Below are 14,279 nucleotides of genomic sequence, written 5' to 3'. Positions count from 1 at the left end.
TCTCTCAATCCTCCTCACTACCCTCCGCCTTCCAATACCCCACCGCCTTCACAAAGTTCTGGTCCAACCCTTTCTCCTCCAGCAACACCTTGCGAATCTGCCGCGACACCTTGCTCTCGGTCGCGACCCAGGCGTACAGCTTGCCGCCGGGCATTTCCAGCTGTTGCACGGTTCGCAGCAGGTTGTCCTGGCGGCCTTCGCGCAATACCCAGATCACGTGGACCTGCGCCGGGCTCTGGAGGATCTGTTGTTCGGCGCCGTTTTCCACTTCCACCACCACCAAGGCCCGTCGGTTCGGTGCCAGGCCTTCGAGGCGGCGGGCGATGGCGGGCAGGGCGGTTTCGTCGCCGACCAGCAGGTAGCTGTCGAAGATGTCCGGCACGATCATCGAGCCCCGGGGCCCGCCGATATTGAGGTATTGCCCGGGTGCGGCCTGGGCCGCCCAGGTCGAGGCCGGGCCGTCGCCGTGGAGCACGAAATCGATGTCCAGCTCCAGGGTGTCCAGGTCATAGCGGCGTGGCGTGTAGTCGCGCATCTCGGGCATCGGGCCCTGGGTCTTGCCCGCGCTGGGGTTGAAGTTATCCAGGGCGGCCTGTTCGTCGGCGTTCTGCGGGAACAGCAATTTCACGTGGTCATCCGTGCCCAGGCTGACGAACCCGGCCAGTTCCGGCCCGCCGACGGTGATGCGGCGCATGCGTGGGGTCAGGTCCACTACCCGCAACACTTGCAGGCGGCGACGCTTGATCTCGTGGCTGACGCGGTGAATGGTGTTTGGATCGTGTTCAGTCATTGCTTGACTCCGAAACAGAGGGACGGGCAGGGCCGTCGACGATGGCTTTGGCGGTGTCGTTGAGCAGGCCGCGCACCCGCAGGATTTCTTCCGGGCTCCAACGGCCTTGGTGCATCTGTAGCACATCACGCAGGTGACCCACCGCCTCGTGGATCTCGGCCGGCCGATCCTGGTCACGCAGGGTGCGCTTGCTAGTTTCGATGCGCATCCGCACGCCGTCCAGCGCTTCGGCCTGGTCTTGAAGGAATAGACGTCCGGCATCGGTCGCGCTGTAACACTTTTTTCCACCTTCGGCGTCGCCGCTGATCATCTTACCCATTTCAAGGTGGGTCAGGGTCGGGTAGATCACGCCGGGGCTGGGGCTGTAGGCACCGTCGAACATGGACTCGATCTGCCGGATCAGCTCGTAGCCGTGACAAGGTTTCTCGGCAATCAGGGCCAGCAACAGCAATTTCAAGTCGCCGGGGGCGAAAACCCGTGGGCCGCGACTGCCGCGCTCGCGACCGGGCGGGCGTCGTTCGAAGCCATCCTGACGACCCTGTTCATAAGTGGAAGGGGGATAAAGGACTGTCATGTGTTTGCTCTCTGTTCCGCATAAATAGAACCGAGATATATCTTTGACTTCAGATATATCTTCGCTTATATAGATATATCTTGAAGTGAAGATATATCTTCGTTGGGTCCTACAAGAAGTGAAGTGTGACCTTACCTGAATCCCTTAAGTTTGCGGGACGAAACCGGGTGGGTATCAGGAAGTATTAACCGTAACTAGTGGGAATGTGGGAATGTGGGAATGCTCTTACATTAAAAGTTACGTTTTATCGAAAATTGCGTATTTTTCCTTGTGTTGCATGTTCGCTTTACTACAAGTCTATGCGAACTTTCCTGCTTATTTTTAATTAAAGAGCGACGATCATGCACCGGCGTTGAAGGGGCACGCCAAGCTGTATTTGGCCTGCAACTTCAGCCCTTCCCTCTTTATTGCTATGAACAGGTGTTAACAATGCTCATGAAAATCGTAACCGCAGCTTCCCTGACCGCCGCGGCCCTGAGTTCTTCGCTGGCGTTCGCTCTCGATGATGCGCGTTCCTCCATCCACATCACTGCGAACATCCCGACCGAGCAGTTTCACGTGCAACCACGTGACGGGAACTGGGGTAAGAATGAGACCATGACCTACAACACGGTCAACGGCACCCTGACTTCGCTGCGTCAGACCTACGACGTAAAAAACACCAACGGTTCGGTCAACGCCTACATCGAAAACGGCCCGGCTGCGCTGTACAACGGCCGCGATGCCATCGACCTGACCACCACTTTCAACGGCGTCACCCTGACCGCCATGTCCCAGGAAGTGGTTGACGATGCAACCTCCACCCCAGGGACCCAGGCCGAGATGGTCATCCTCCCAGCCCGGCCTCTCCCTACCCAAAACGGCCTGTACACCGCCGACATGACCGTCATCTTCGACGCCGTGCCGCGCCCGTAAGGCCATTCGCTGCCCGGTGAGTCTCACCTTCCCCCGGGCCTGGCAGCAGGCCGACCGGTTCTCCCCGACCGGTCGGCCCGCATCTGAAATACCCCGATAGCTCGCTGATTATGAGAGTCCGTTGATGTTACCGATGACACCCATCGCGGGTGCGCTCGCGCTGTTGATGTGCGCCGGCGCATTGGCCGCGCCGACTGCCCCCGGTACGACGCCGAGAAGCCTGCTGTCCCAGGCCAAGGGCCTGCCGACGGAGTTTGAAGCTCATTTCTTCGATGTGCCGCTGGCCGTGCGTATCGAGCTCAATCAACAGTATCTCGGTGAAGCCATGGTGGTCCTCACGCGCGATGATCGTATTACATTGCTTGAGTTCAACGACACCCAGGACAGTACCGTCAAGGCCGTCGAGCGCGAGCTATGGGAGCAACGACTCAAGCAGGGATTAGTATTGGGTGCCTGTGAAACCAACTGCACCGCTGGATTGTTGGCCGTGCATTACAGCCTCGAAAACTCGCTGGTCACGATTCTGACCCGCGACGTCGAACGTGGCACCGAAACCCAGCGTTACTACGAACAACCGGAAGGCGGCAGCCTTGGCCTGATCTTCAACAACCAGCTCAATCTCAATGGCGGCCAGGAACAGGACACGGGCGGGCGCTATGGCCTCAACGCCAGTTCCAGTATCGGCAACTGGAGCCAGTCGCTGGACCTTCAGCTTTCCCGCCTTGGCGGGCCGGACGACAAGCTGTATCACGCGGTCCATGAGCTGTTCACCCAGCGGGAAATGGAAGGCAATTTCTTCCGCCTGGGCTACTTCACTCCCAGTTCCGATGGCTTGAATCGTCAGATCCGTTCCTTCGGCGCCAACCCGGATACCGCCCTGGGGCTGATGTTCGGCAGCTCCGACAGCCTGGCGATCGACAATCCCAAACCCAGCGTCTACCCCATTTATGTCACCGCCAGCCGCCAGGCGTCGGTGGAGATTTATCGCAATGGCCTGTTGATCAACACCCAGGCCGTCAGCGCAGGCTTGCAGAGCCTCGATACCCGGCCGTTGCCCGGCGGTATCTATGAAGTGGAAGTCCGCTTGATCGAGGACGGGCAAACCACCGCCACCAGCCAGGAGCTGGTCTACAAGCCGAACAACTGGAGCAACGCCGAGGACCGCTGGCGTTACAACCTGTTCGCCGGCCGGGAAACCCGCCTGTGGAGCAACTGGGATGACCAACCTTCCGGTTTCACGACGGCGGGGTTTGGCCTCAACTACCTGCTGCATCCCCGGGTGATCTTGGGCGCCTCCACCCGCAAGGTGCAGGACAAGATGCAGGTGGGCACCTCGGTGGACTGGACGCTTGCCAGCAGCACCAGCCTGTACGCCAACGTCTATCACACTGAGCAGTACGGCAACGGCATGGACTTGCAGGCGCTCTACAGCTACGGCCAGGGCAGCGTCGTCGCCAGCCACAACCGTAGCTGGCTGGACACCCGTAACACCTACGAAACCCTGCCGGACGGCACGCGCATCCGTCAGCGCAACGTCTACGTCGGCCAGACCAGCAACTCGTCGTTGTCGGTCAATCATCGCTTGAGCAACAAGACGTCCATCAACGGACGGCTGGCCTACAGCGAAGGCAACGTTCAGGGCACCGGCCTGGACCTGGGCTGGACCCAGCGCGGCAAGCTGCGCGGCAGCGATGCCAACTGGCGGGTGTCGCTGTTCGATCGCCCCGGCACGTCGAGCACCAACGACCGGCGTAATCGCGGCGTGGACCTGAGCCTCAGCGTGGCCTTGGGCGGCCCGGGCGAATACTGGTCGGGCAGCATCGGCACCCGCACCTCCCGCGAGGGCGACCGGGACAACAATGCCTCGCTGACCTATCGCCGCGACCTCCAGGACCACGTGTTGCAAAGCGTCTCCGCCACGGCGCTGGCCGATACCTATGGCGTGGGCCTGTCCGGCATCGCCAGCTTCAGCACCGAGTCCCTTTATGGCGACGGCTTCCTGCAGCGCTCGTCCTATAACGACAACCTCACCGGCGGCCTGAACCTGAGCAGCACCGTGGCCGTGGGGGCGCAGAAAGCCGTGTTCACCGGCCTGCCTCACGGTCGTGGCGCCGGCATGATCGTCGATGTGGAAACCGACCTGGACAACGTCGTTCTGCGCGCCGACGACCTGACAGGCGGCAGCACTACCCTGCATCCGGGCCGCAACTTCGTGCCGATCACCGCCTACCGCAACAGCCTGGTGACCTTCGACTTCGAAGGCGTCCATCCACCGGCGGCGAACATCGAGCCTGCTCGCACCCGCTATCACCTGAACAAGGGCGGTGTGGACTACCGCAAGGTCAGTGTGATGAAAACCGTGACCGTGCTCGGCCGTCTGCTGGACGAACAGGGCCAGCCGCTCAAGGGCCATCACGTGATCAACCACGCCAGCCGCGGCGTCAGCGAGGCGGACGGGTTCTTTTCCATGGAGATGAATGCCGCGTCCCCGACCCTGGAAGTGCGTTACGGCAACGAATTGTTCTGCCGCTTCCGCCTCGACCCGGAAACCGCCACCGAGGAAGGCGATGTGTTGATGATCGGCGACCTGCGCTGCACCCCGGACAGTTTGGCTGACAGCTCGCTGGCTGCGACTGACACTGCGAGGCAGCGTTCATGAGCTGCGGGAGCAAGGCTTGCCCGCGATGAACGATAACACCAACTCACCAGGAGACCGGGGCGCCTGCATCGCGGGCAAGCCTTGTTCCCACAGTGAAGTTTTTCCCCAACTTGCAGGGATTTGCATTGATGTATGAGGTTGTATAGATGAAACCCTTATCGGTAGCCGTGCGCAGCGTGGTTTCGTTGTTGTTGCTTGCTTGCGTGCCGGCGGCCAATGCAGCGAGTCAGGATATCAGCGCGATATTCAGGCCCGATGCTTCGAAGCCAAACCTGAATCAATTTACCAATACCACACCGGTTTCAGGTTACTGCACTTTCTATCCGGCAGATTGCGCTGCGACGAAGATATTCAGCATTCAGTTGCCTATTAGCTTCAATTCGAACAGCCCTATCCAGGCGAACCATACCGATTATAGGCAAGGGGCGACCTTCAAGGTGCCCGCCAACTGGCGTACCGCACAAGTGACTCATGCCGAAACGGGGGAAATCGAAACCGTCGAAGTACGCTTTTCAGGCATCGGGTCGAGGTATCGACTTCCAATGAACGTGCTTGACCTGATAGGTAATCCGAACATTGACCTTGCATTGGCTCATAACCGGTTGTGGGGTGGCTACGGCCATAGCTGGGTGAATCCCGGCACACCCTGCGGGTATACCGGCCATGGAGGCCTTAATGCGACTACATATCGGTTTTTCTGGAAAACCAGGGTCGAAGCTGCGTGCTCCAAAAAGGCCAGCTTTTTGATCCCCAGCTTTACCTACGATTATCTGGACTTTGCCTACGAACTACGCACCCCAAACCCTCTGAAAATGTCGAGCGGTCTATATACCGGGTCACTGACCTATAACATTGGGCCGGGTCAGGACCTCGACATGGGTGATGTCATGATCCCTTCCGACCCGGTCCTTACCTTTAATTTCAATCTGACCGTCGAACACACCCTCAAAGTCGAAGTGCCTCCCGGTGGCAACCGCGTGGAACTGGTGCCCCAGGACGGCTGGCAAGCCTGGCTCAACAGCGGGCGCAAGCCGGCGCGACTGTTCCGCGACCAGCGCTTCCATATCTCCGCCTCTTCCCGTTTCAAGATGGCGCTGGAGTGCGAGCACATCAGCGGCAATACCTGCGCGATTTCTGAAACCGGCACCGGCCACGCCGTACCGGTGGACGTCAGCGTGACCCTGCCCGATGGCTTGACGGACGCCGGTGGGCAGCCTGTCAACCGTCGCCGATTGCTGCGCGACGGCAGTGGCACCGAGTTGTTCCAGCCGGGCTTATATGTCGACCGCAGGCCAGGAATGCTGCACTTCGAGGTCGGCCGCAGCAGCGTCGAAGAGATGCTGGACGGCGGCGCCACGCGCTATAGCGGCAACGTCACGGTGATCTGGGATTCGGAAGTTTAAGGGCATGGATTGTCCAGCCTGAGGCGAAAGGACGGTGAGGTATCGATGAAACAGTTACCGATGGCAGTGCGTAGTGTGGTTTCAGTGGCGTTGTTGGCGTGCGCCTCGACGGCCAGTGCCGCGAACAAGGATATCACCGCAGTCTACAGGCCGGATCCTTCGAAGCCCAATGACAACACCTTCCTCAACACGACGCCACCCTCGGGGTATTGCCAGCTTTATGCAGCGCTCTGTGAAAGGGAGAAAATCTACAGTGTGCAATTCCTGCTCAAGGCCCAATCGAACGCACCCATCCAGCCGGGACACAGCGATTCGCGACAGGGGGCGATGTTCCATATGCCTGCCACTTGGCGTCCGGCGCTGGTGACGCATACGGGGACCGGTGAAACGGAAATCGTCCAAGTACGCATAGCCGGCATAGGGACGTACTACCAGCTCCCCGTCAGCGTAATCGATCTGGTCGGTGGCGGCGTGGATATGGGAACCGCCCATTCGAAGCTTTGGGGCGGCTCTCCTTGGAGGTATGCCCCTTCGCCCTGTCAATCCTCGGGGCACTCGGGTCTGAATACCCTCGTCTACATATTCTTCTGGAAGACGCCGGTCGAAGGGGTGTGTGCCAAAAGGGCCAGTTACCTGATTCCCAGCATGACTTACCACGGCTTGAACTTTGCCTATGAGCTGCGCACACCCAATCCATTGAGAATGTCGTCCGGTCAATACATCGGTTCTGTCTCCTATGGCGTTGGTCCGGGGCAGGACTTGGACATGGGCGACGTCATGATCCCCGATGACTCGGTGCTCACACTCAATTTCAAACTGGATGTGGAGCATGCCCTCAAGGTGGAAGTACCCCCCGGCGGCAACCGCGTGGAACTGGTACCCCAGGAGGGCTGGCAAGCCTGGTTGAGCAACGGTAGCAAGCCGACGCGGCTGTTTCGCGACCAGCGCTTCCATATCTCCGCGTCCTCGCGTTTCAAGATGGCAATCGAATGCCAAACCATCAGCGGCAACACCTGCGCGATCTCCGACACCGCTACCGGCCACGCCGTGCCGGTGAACGTCAGCGTGACCTTGCCCGAAGGGTTGACGGATGCCGGCGGGCAACCGGTCAACCGGCGCCCGTTATTGCGTGACGGCAGCGGCACCGAGCTGTTCCGGCCGGATTTTTACCTCGACCGTAGAGCCGGAACGCTGCACTTCGAGGTGGGCCAGAGCAACGTCGAACAAATGCTGGACTCCGGTGCAAAAGCCTACAGCGGTAACGTCACGGTGGTCTGGGATTCAGAAGTCTAAGCGGCCCATCGGCCCACAAATTTTTAGTGAGTTGCGTCAAATGCATGAGGTTCGAAAAGCGATGAAACATTTATTGGCATGGGTTGGGTTTTCTCTGTTTTGCGGCGTGGCCCAGGCCGGTCCGCAGATTGGGGTAGGGGTGGTCTACGACTATCTGGACAGCAACAAGACCACCTACATGAAACGGATATTCAACGGCGGCACGTCTACGGCGTTCGTCAAGGTCAACATCCTGGAGATTATCTATAACGAGGACGGCACCTACCAGGAAGTGCCGCTGAAAAACCAGGACAGTGCCCAGGCCAAGGATGGCCTGATGGCCAGCCCGGCGCGGCTGATCGTGCCGGCCAACGGTGTCCAGGGCACGCGGTTGTTGTTCATGGGCAACCGCGACAAGGAACGCTACTTCCGCGTGCGCTTCGTGCCGGTGGTGCCGGAGGCCGAAGACGAGTTCGCCGTCAGCAAGGAAGAGCGCGAGCAGTATAAAAAGGAGCGTGTGGGCGCTGGGGTCAAGGTCCTGGCGGGCTACGGCACAGTGTTTTTCGTGCGGCCCAAGGAAACCCGTTTCGAGTCGGTGATCGAGGACAGCCCCAACCGCTATCTGCTGCGTAACAAGGGCAACAGCGTGGTAGTGATCGATGAGTTCAAGGACTGCGAGGCCAAGAAAGACAACGAATGCCGCCCCACCACCAAGCACCACGTGATGGCCGGCCGTACGTTCTCCTTCGACAAGGAAGCGGGGCGGGAATATCGCTTCACGCTGATCGAAGGCAGCGAGAAGAAAAACGTCGAGATCAAAGGCTGACGGCTGCCGTCGCCGAACCGTCGTAGACGCCACAGGTATACAGATATGTTCAAGACACTGCTGCGCCCCCTTACTCTGACTGCGCTCACGTTGCCCTGGGTTCCGGCCTGGGGCGCGGTCGAGCGGGAGACTTTCGAAGTCTATGTGACCATCCCGACGGCCGACTTTCATGTGGTGCCTCTTGACCCGCAACTGGTCCAGCGCGAACAGCGCTTGCCCTTCAGCACCATCACCGGCGAGCTCAGCCCGTTGCGGGCCACCTATCAGGTGAAGAACAGCAACGGCTCCATCGGCGCGCGCCTCGGGGAGGAGGCGTACCTGTCCAATGGGCGTGATCGCATCGATCTGCGGGTGAAATTCAACGGCGTCGAATTGACCCTGGACTCGGCCCAGGTGGTCACCGCCATCGATGCCAGACCGGGGCGTCAGGTGCCACTGGAAATCGCCGCGATCAAACCTTCTGACGATTACAAGCCGGGTGACTACTACGGCACGGTGCACATGGTGTTCGACGCTACCGCGCCGTAACACCCAATAAAGGTCATCGAAACAACACAAAACCCTATGGCGAAGATCATTTGAACCAGCACCGATCCCTGTGGCGAGGGAGTGTCAGTGACGTTGGAGCAGGGTTTTGCTCCTGCGCTTTTTATTAATACAAACAGGTATCAAGCATGTTCAAGAAAGTTTTATCCGTTATTACTTTGGGAGCTGCCACTCTTAGTCCTTCGCTGGTACTGGGTGCCGATGATGCACGTTCATCCATCCATATCGAAGCGAACATCCCGACCCAACAGTTCCATGTCCAGCCACGGGATCCGGAGTTTGGTAAGGATGAATACATGTACTACAACCCCTTGACCTACAAATTCACCTCTTTGCGCCACACCTTTGACGTGAAAAATACCGACGGTTCGATCAACGCCTACATCGAGAATGCTAACCCGACAGGTGCCATCCATTTGAGCAACGGTGTAGATCATGTAAGCCTGAGGGCGATATTCAACGGCGTAGGTTTGAACGACCGACCCCAGGAAGTCGTGGACGATGCCACGTCCACACCGGGTACCCAGGTGGAAATGCGTATCGCCGTTGCAAACTCGCCTACTCGCCCACTCTCTCCGGGCACCTATAACGCTGACTTCACCGTGGTCTTTGACGCGGTGCCGCGAGTCAACCCCTGACTGTGGTGAGGGAGTGTTGTGTCAGCAATGTTGGGGCAAGGGACTGCTCCGAAGCTTTTTATTACTATAAAAAAGGTATCAAGCATGTTTAAGAAAGTTGCGTCCGTTATTGCTTTGGGAACCGCTCTGAGTCCAGCACTGGTGATCGGGGCTGATGATGCACGTTCAGCTATCCATATCGAGGCGAACATCCCGACTCAGCAATTTCATGTGCAGCCACGGGATCCGGAGTTCGGCAAGGATGAGGTCATGCATTACGATCCGGTCAATAAACGGTTCAGCCTTATACGCCAGACCTACGACGTAAAGAACACCGAAGGCTCGATCCACGGCTACCTCCAGGAGGGCCGGCCTTCGCTGACCAATGGCACCGACGAACTTCCCTTGCTGGTCAGGTTTAACAATGTCTCCCTCAATCACATACCCCAAGAAGTGGTGGACGACGCCTCCTCCACGCCAGGGACCCAGGCTCAACTGGTCATTCAGGTTTCGGCGGTTCCCCTCGATAGCCAGGTGGGGCTATACACCGGGGACTTGACCTTGATCTTCGACGCAGTGCCTCGGGTTAATCCCTGATTCTTGTGATGTGTGTTGCCTGTAACAGCGGGACGCAGGCAGCACTCCCGCATTTCCATGACCATAAAAAGAATTTCAACCATGTTCGAAAAATTTGTATCCATCGCTGCCCTGGGCATTGTGGCCCTGGGTTCTTCGCTGGCGTGGGCTGGCGATGACGCGCGTTCATCGATCCATATCAGCGCGAACATCCCGAACAAGCAGTTTCATGTACAGCCACGCAATCCAGACTTCGGTAAGGACGAAGTCATGCATTTCAATCCTGTGAACAGAATGTTGTCCCCAGTGCGCCAGATCTTCGATGTGAAAAACACCGACGGTTCGGTCCATGCCTACATTGAAGGGAATTCCTGGTTGTTCAACGGTACTTATGGAATCCACACTGTCACCATGTTCAACAACGTTTGGTTGGAAAAAGTGCCTAAGGAAGTGGTGGATGACGCTACGTCCACGCCAGGCATGACGGCTGAGATGCGCATCTTCGTCCCTCTCCCGGTTTCTCCCATGTTGTCCGGTTTGTTCACGGGGCATATCACCGTGATCTTCGACGCGGTGCCTCGGGTTAACTCCTGATCTGAGGGTAACCCCTGATCTTTGTGGCGAGGGGATTTATCCCCGTTGGGCTACGCAGCAGCCCTGAAAGCCGACACCACGGTGGATCAGGTTAATGGCGTGCTTTTTTAGGGGCTGCTGCGCAGCCCAGCGGGGATAAATCCCCTCGCCACAGGTACCTGCCCCATGTTGTCGTGACTCATTGACGCGCCACCAACGGCTTGCACTGGGTATGGCTTCCCGGTTGCAGGTAGGGCGAGAGAAACGGCGCCATGCCCTTGAGTACTTGTACCGGCAAGGCCGAGGTGAATTTGAAGTTCTGCGCCGACGCGCCCGGTACATAGGCGGTGAGGGTGCCGAAATGACTGTCGCCGATGTAGAACACGAAGGTGGCGGTGCGGTTGATCGATTTGGAACTGATCACTCGTCCGCCGGAGCCGACCGCTTCGATGCGGTTGTCGCCGGTGCCGGTCTTGCCGCCCATGGCCAGCGGCGTGCCGTCGGCCAGCTTGAAACTGCCGGCCACGCGTTTCGCGGTGCCGGCATCCACCACCTGGGACAGCGCGCCGCGCAGGGCCCGGGCCACTTCCACGGGCATCACGCGCTTGCCGTTATCCGGGTTGCTCACCAGCCGTGTCTCGTAAGGCGTGTCGACGGCAAAGTCGAGGCTGTCCACCCGCAACGCCGGTTGGCGGATGCCATCGTTGAGAATGGTGCCCACCAGTTCGGCAAGCGCAGCCGGGCGGTCGCCGGAACTGCCGATGGCGGTGGCCAGCGACGGCACCAGGTGGTCGAACGGATAGCCGACTTGCTGCCAGCGCTGGTGGATATCCAGGAAGGCTTCGATTTCCAGCATGGTGCGGATGCGACTGTCGCGGGCGCTCTTGTGCCGGCTCTTGAACAGCCAGCTGTAGACTTCCTGGCGCTCGAACTGGCTGGCCTTGACGATCTGGCTGAACTTGGCGTCGGGGTTGTTCAGCAGGTAACCCATCAACCACAAGTCCAGCGGGTGGACCTTGGCGATGAAGCCCTGGTCCGGCAGGTCATAGGCGCCGGGGCCATAGCTTTGGTAGAGCCGTTCGAGGCGTTCGTCGGTGAGTTTTTCGGCGCTCTTGGCTGACTTCAAATGGGCGCGCACGAAGCGGTTGAAGCTCTCCTGGCTGTCGTTGGGAAAGAAATAGCGGTGCACGGCGGCCAGGCGGATGGCGGTGGGGCGCATGCCGTCGAGGAATGTTTCCAGGCGCTGGCCGGTGTCCTTTTTCTGGTATTTCTTCCAGAACCTGAGCAGGAACGAGGTGCCTTCGCGGTCGGCGAATTGGGCCAGGTATTCCTGGCGGCGCGGGTCCTTGTCGTCCTTGAGCAGTTCGGAACTGTTGTTGGGCCCGGCATAGGTGGCATAGCGCACCAGGTCGCGCATCAGACGGATGAACGGCAGGTTGATCGACTCCCGCAGGGCGTCGCGCAGCGTCGGGTTGCGACCGTTGTCCTCGTTGCGGAAGTTGTGGAAGGTGTGCAGCCCGCCGCCGGTAAAAAAGGCTTCGCCAGGGCTGGCCGAGTAGGTCCGGTCCAGCGCGGCCTCGAGCATCGTCGGCAGGCTGCGGTCGGTGTTCTGGATCAGGTAGTCGACGGCCCAGCGGGAGAGGCGGTCCTGCTCGGCGACTTCGGTTTTCTTCAACGCCGCCGGGGTCTGCTGGGCATAACGGTCGTGCAGTTCGGCGATGATCTGCAGGTAGGTGGTGAGCACCCGCAACTTGGCGGTGGAGCCCAGTTCCAGCTTGCTGCCTTCGTTGATGTCGAAAGGCTGGTCGGTGCTGTCGGTCTGCACCCGCACGCGCGAGCCATCGGGGGTCAGTTCCAGCAGGGTGAAGCTGTAGCGCACCTGGGTGGTGCTGGTGGGGGTCAGCAGGCGTTCTCCCATCAGGCCGATCTCGGTCGCGAAGGCCGGGTCGGCCAAGCGCTTGAGGTAGTCGGTGGCCTGGGCCTGCAAATCGCTTTGCAAGGTGCTGGTGGCGGACAGGTCGAGGCGATCGAGGTCGTACAGCGGACGGTTGAGCAGGGCGGCGAGGCGACTGCGGGCGGCGCTGATGCCTTTGTTGGTTTCGTTGGGCTGCACGGTCGGGTCCTGGACCCAGTCGCGATAACTGACCTTGCTCGCCAGGGCCGCCTCGGCCAGCGCCGCGTCGATCACGCCGTTCTGTGCCAGCAGGCGGATGTGGCTATCGGTCAGGCGCGCCAGTTCATCGTGACCCTTGGACAGGTAATGGGACGGCCGGCGCTGGGCGATCATCAGCGACAGCATCTCGCGCAGGGCCAGGCCTTTTTCCGCCAGGCTCTGGGGATCGGTCGCGGTACTGGCCAAGCGTTCATTGGCCCGATTGAAGTCGGCGCCATACCAGACCCGCAAGCCTTCGGCCATGCCATGGACTTCACCATGCCCCGGCACGGCGGAAAGCGGCACGCTGTTGAGGTAGTCGCGAATGATCCGCTGCCGCGCCTCGAGGGTTTGCGGGCCGCCCTGGTAAGCGCGCACGCTGGCGGAAATCATCTGGCGGATTTTCTCCGCGCCGGACACGGTCAGGCCCTCAGGCGAGTGACGGTATTTCTCCAGTTGTGTGGCCAAGGTGCTGCCCCCGGCGGATTGCCCCGGCAGGCTCAACAGCTTGGCGACTTGCGACCAGGCCGCCATGCCGAAGCGCGGCCAGTCCACGGCTGGGTTGGCCAAGGGTTGCTTGGGGTCGAGCAGAAAACGGTTCTCGATGAACAACAGGCTCTGCACCACCACGGGCGGGATCGCTTCGAAGTTCGCATACAGCTGCTGCGGGTACTTGAACTGATAGACCGGCGCGGCACGGCAGTCAGTGATGGTCAGTCCAGCCTGGATCTTTTCCGCGTAGGGCACGAACAGGCCTTTTTCGACGTAGTCCATCAACGCCGGCGAAAACCGCGCCTGGGCCTGGATAACGTAGTCACGCTTGAGCAGGCGCGGCAGGAACTCCCCCAGCGCGCTGTAGCCCAAGCGCCGGTCGAACGGGCCTGCGCCAGGGTAGACGATGGCATCGCTGGGCCCCGGCTGCACCGAGTAACTCAGGGACGCAGCGTACTGGCTGAGCTCCCGGGCCTGAAACCGCGACGTGCGCATTTCCTTGGTCACAGCGAGGCCGACCACCACCACGATAATCAGCAACAACAACCAGAATGCCCGCCAGCCATGTCGTGCGCGGCGTTTTTTTTGAGGTAAAGGCGCTTCTTCCATACGTTCAGTCGGGACCACAGGTTCATTTGAATCGGTTTGCCACAAAGCGCCCATAGTCGACTGATCCATTAAGCAGATTGATCGGACTTGCTTGAAGCTTAGACGGTGGTTGGCGTGGGGGGAGGGGAAATTGTGGGCAAGCCCCTACACGAGCACTTGTGAGATGTCATTGGCTGAGGAGCTTTTGTGGCGAGGGAGATCCCGCCGCGTCTTCGACGCTGCGCTGTCGCGCAGCAAACAGGGATCCCTCTACAGTTGAAGAACGCGCGCGGGGC

Annotated in this window: 12 protein-coding genes; 9 read left to right on the top strand and 3 right to left on the bottom strand. The window is 59.8% G+C overall.

The window, feature by feature from the left end:
- Nucleotides 1–4: 4 nt before the first annotated feature.
- Nucleotides 5–790, bottom strand: a complete 786-nt coding sequence (locus BM321_RS01910) for a siderophore-interacting protein (RefSeq protein ID WP_092441350.1) — start codon at nucleotides 788–790, stop codon at nucleotides 5–7.
- Entirely contained in the window at nucleotides 783–1,364 is a 582-nt protein-coding gene (locus tag BM321_RS01905; protein ID WP_092441349.1) for a PadR family transcriptional regulator, read from the bottom strand. Before BM321_RS01905 ends, BM321_RS01910 begins: the two co-directional genes overlap by 8 nt.
- Nucleotides 1,365–1,793: 429 nt before the next feature.
- Here BM321_RS01905 and BM321_RS01900 point away from each other — a divergent pair, with 429 nt between their 5' ends.
- The 9 genes from BM321_RS01900 to BM321_RS01860 all read left to right on the top strand — a co-directional run bounded on the left by BM321_RS01900 (nucleotide 1,794) and on the right by BM321_RS01860 (nucleotide 10,772).
- Nucleotides 1,794–2,279, top strand: a complete 486-nt coding sequence (locus BM321_RS01900; protein ID WP_092441348.1) for a CS1 type fimbrial major subunit — start codon at nucleotides 1,794–1,796, stop codon at nucleotides 2,277–2,279.
- A 124-nt stretch (nucleotides 2,280–2,403) separates the two neighbouring features.
- Nucleotides 2,404–4,938 carry a CS1-pili formation C-terminal domain-containing protein gene (locus BM321_RS01895; protein ID WP_092441347.1) on the top strand — a complete coding sequence of 845 codons (2,535 nt, stop codon included), beginning with the start codon at nucleotides 2,404–2,406 and terminating at the stop codon, nucleotides 4,936–4,938.
- 146 nt (nucleotides 4,939–5,084) lie between these two features.
- Complete coding sequence (locus BM321_RS01890; protein WP_092441346.1) at nucleotides 5,085–6,341, top strand: hypothetical protein; 1,257 nt, start codon at nucleotides 5,085–5,087, stop codon at nucleotides 6,339–6,341.
- 60 nt (nucleotides 6,342–6,401) lie between these two features.
- The gene (locus tag BM321_RS01885) at nucleotides 6,402–7,634 is read left to right on the top strand and encodes a hypothetical protein (RefSeq protein WP_092441516.1); all 1,233 of its coding nucleotides are present in this window, start codon (nucleotides 6,402–6,404) and stop codon (nucleotides 7,632–7,634) included.
- 61 nt (nucleotides 7,635–7,695) lie between these two features.
- Complete coding sequence (locus tag BM321_RS01880) at nucleotides 7,696–8,439, top strand: molecular chaperone (RefSeq protein WP_175459488.1); 744 nt, start codon at nucleotides 7,696–7,698, stop codon at nucleotides 8,437–8,439.
- Between the two features lie 45 nt (nucleotides 8,440–8,484).
- Nucleotides 8,485–8,967 (top strand): CS1 type fimbrial major subunit, encoded by a 483-nt coding sequence (locus BM321_RS01875; RefSeq protein ID WP_092441344.1) that lies wholly within the window; start codon nucleotides 8,485–8,487, stop codon nucleotides 8,965–8,967.
- A 146-nt stretch (nucleotides 8,968–9,113) separates the two neighbouring features.
- Nucleotides 9,114–9,623, top strand: coding sequence for a CS1 type fimbrial major subunit (locus BM321_RS01870; protein WP_092441343.1), 510 nt, complete (start codon nucleotides 9,114–9,116; stop codon nucleotides 9,621–9,623).
- An 84-nt stretch (nucleotides 9,624–9,707) separates the two neighbouring features.
- Nucleotides 9,708–10,199: a CS1 type fimbrial major subunit gene (locus tag BM321_RS01865; RefSeq protein WP_092441515.1), complete on the top strand. Its 492-nt coding sequence runs from the start codon at nucleotides 9,708–9,710 to the stop codon at nucleotides 10,197–10,199.
- A gap of 81 nt (nucleotides 10,200–10,280) precedes the next feature.
- Entirely contained in the window at nucleotides 10,281–10,772 is a 492-nt protein-coding gene (locus BM321_RS01860) for an adhesin (RefSeq protein ID WP_092441342.1), read from the top strand.
- A 178-nt stretch (nucleotides 10,773–10,950) separates the two neighbouring features.
- Here BM321_RS01860 and BM321_RS01855 read toward each other — a convergent pair whose 3' ends face one another.
- Nucleotides 10,951–14,058 carry a transglycosylase domain-containing protein gene (locus BM321_RS01855; RefSeq protein WP_092441341.1) on the bottom strand — a complete coding sequence of 1,036 codons (3,108 nt, stop codon included), beginning with the start codon at nucleotides 14,056–14,058 and terminating at the stop codon, nucleotides 10,951–10,953.
- Nucleotides 14,059–14,279 lie beyond the last annotated feature (221 nt).

This window comes from Pseudomonas sp. NFIX10, assembly GCF_900111955.1.
Classification (GTDB): Bacteria; Pseudomonadota; Gammaproteobacteria; order Pseudomonadales; family Pseudomonadaceae; genus Aquipseudomonas; species Aquipseudomonas fluorescens_AA.
The sequence above is the reverse complement of the archived record's forward strand: the minus strand, read 5'-3'. Positions and strand labels throughout refer to the sequence as shown.

Bases quoted from the DNA above. Each gene is read 5' to 3' on its own strand.
- BM321_RS01910 (WP_092441350.1), bottom strand. From the start codon at position 790: ATGACTGAACACGATCCAAACACCATTCACCGCGTCAGCCACGAGATC.
- BM321_RS01905 (WP_092441349.1), bottom strand. From the start codon at position 1,364: ATGACAGTCCTTTATCCCCCTTCCACTTATGAACAGGGTCGTCAGGAT.
- BM321_RS01900 (WP_092441348.1), top strand. From the start codon at position 1,794: ATGCTCATGAAAATCGTAACCGCAGCTTCCCTGACCGCCGCGGCCCTG.
- BM321_RS01895 (WP_092441347.1), top strand. From the start codon at position 2,404: ATGTTACCGATGACACCCATCGCGGGTGCGCTCGCGCTGTTGATGTGC.
- BM321_RS01890 (WP_092441346.1), top strand. From the start codon at position 5,085: ATGAAACCCTTATCGGTAGCCGTGCGCAGCGTGGTTTCGTTGTTGTTG.
- BM321_RS01885 (WP_092441516.1), top strand. From the start codon at position 6,402: ATGGCAGTGCGTAGTGTGGTTTCAGTGGCGTTGTTGGCGTGCGCCTCG.
- BM321_RS01880 (WP_175459488.1), top strand. From the start codon at position 7,696: ATGAAACATTTATTGGCATGGGTTGGGTTTTCTCTGTTTTGCGGCGTG.
- BM321_RS01875 (WP_092441344.1), top strand. From the start codon at position 8,485: ATGTTCAAGACACTGCTGCGCCCCCTTACTCTGACTGCGCTCACGTTG.
- BM321_RS01870 (WP_092441343.1), top strand. From the start codon at position 9,114: ATGTTCAAGAAAGTTTTATCCGTTATTACTTTGGGAGCTGCCACTCTT.
- BM321_RS01865 (WP_092441515.1), top strand. From the start codon at position 9,708: ATGTTTAAGAAAGTTGCGTCCGTTATTGCTTTGGGAACCGCTCTGAGT.
- BM321_RS01860 (WP_092441342.1), top strand. From the start codon at position 10,281: ATGTTCGAAAAATTTGTATCCATCGCTGCCCTGGGCATTGTGGCCCTG.
- BM321_RS01855 (WP_092441341.1), bottom strand. From the start codon at position 14,058: ATGGGCGCTTTGTGGCAAACCGATTCAAATGAACCTGTGGTCCCGACT.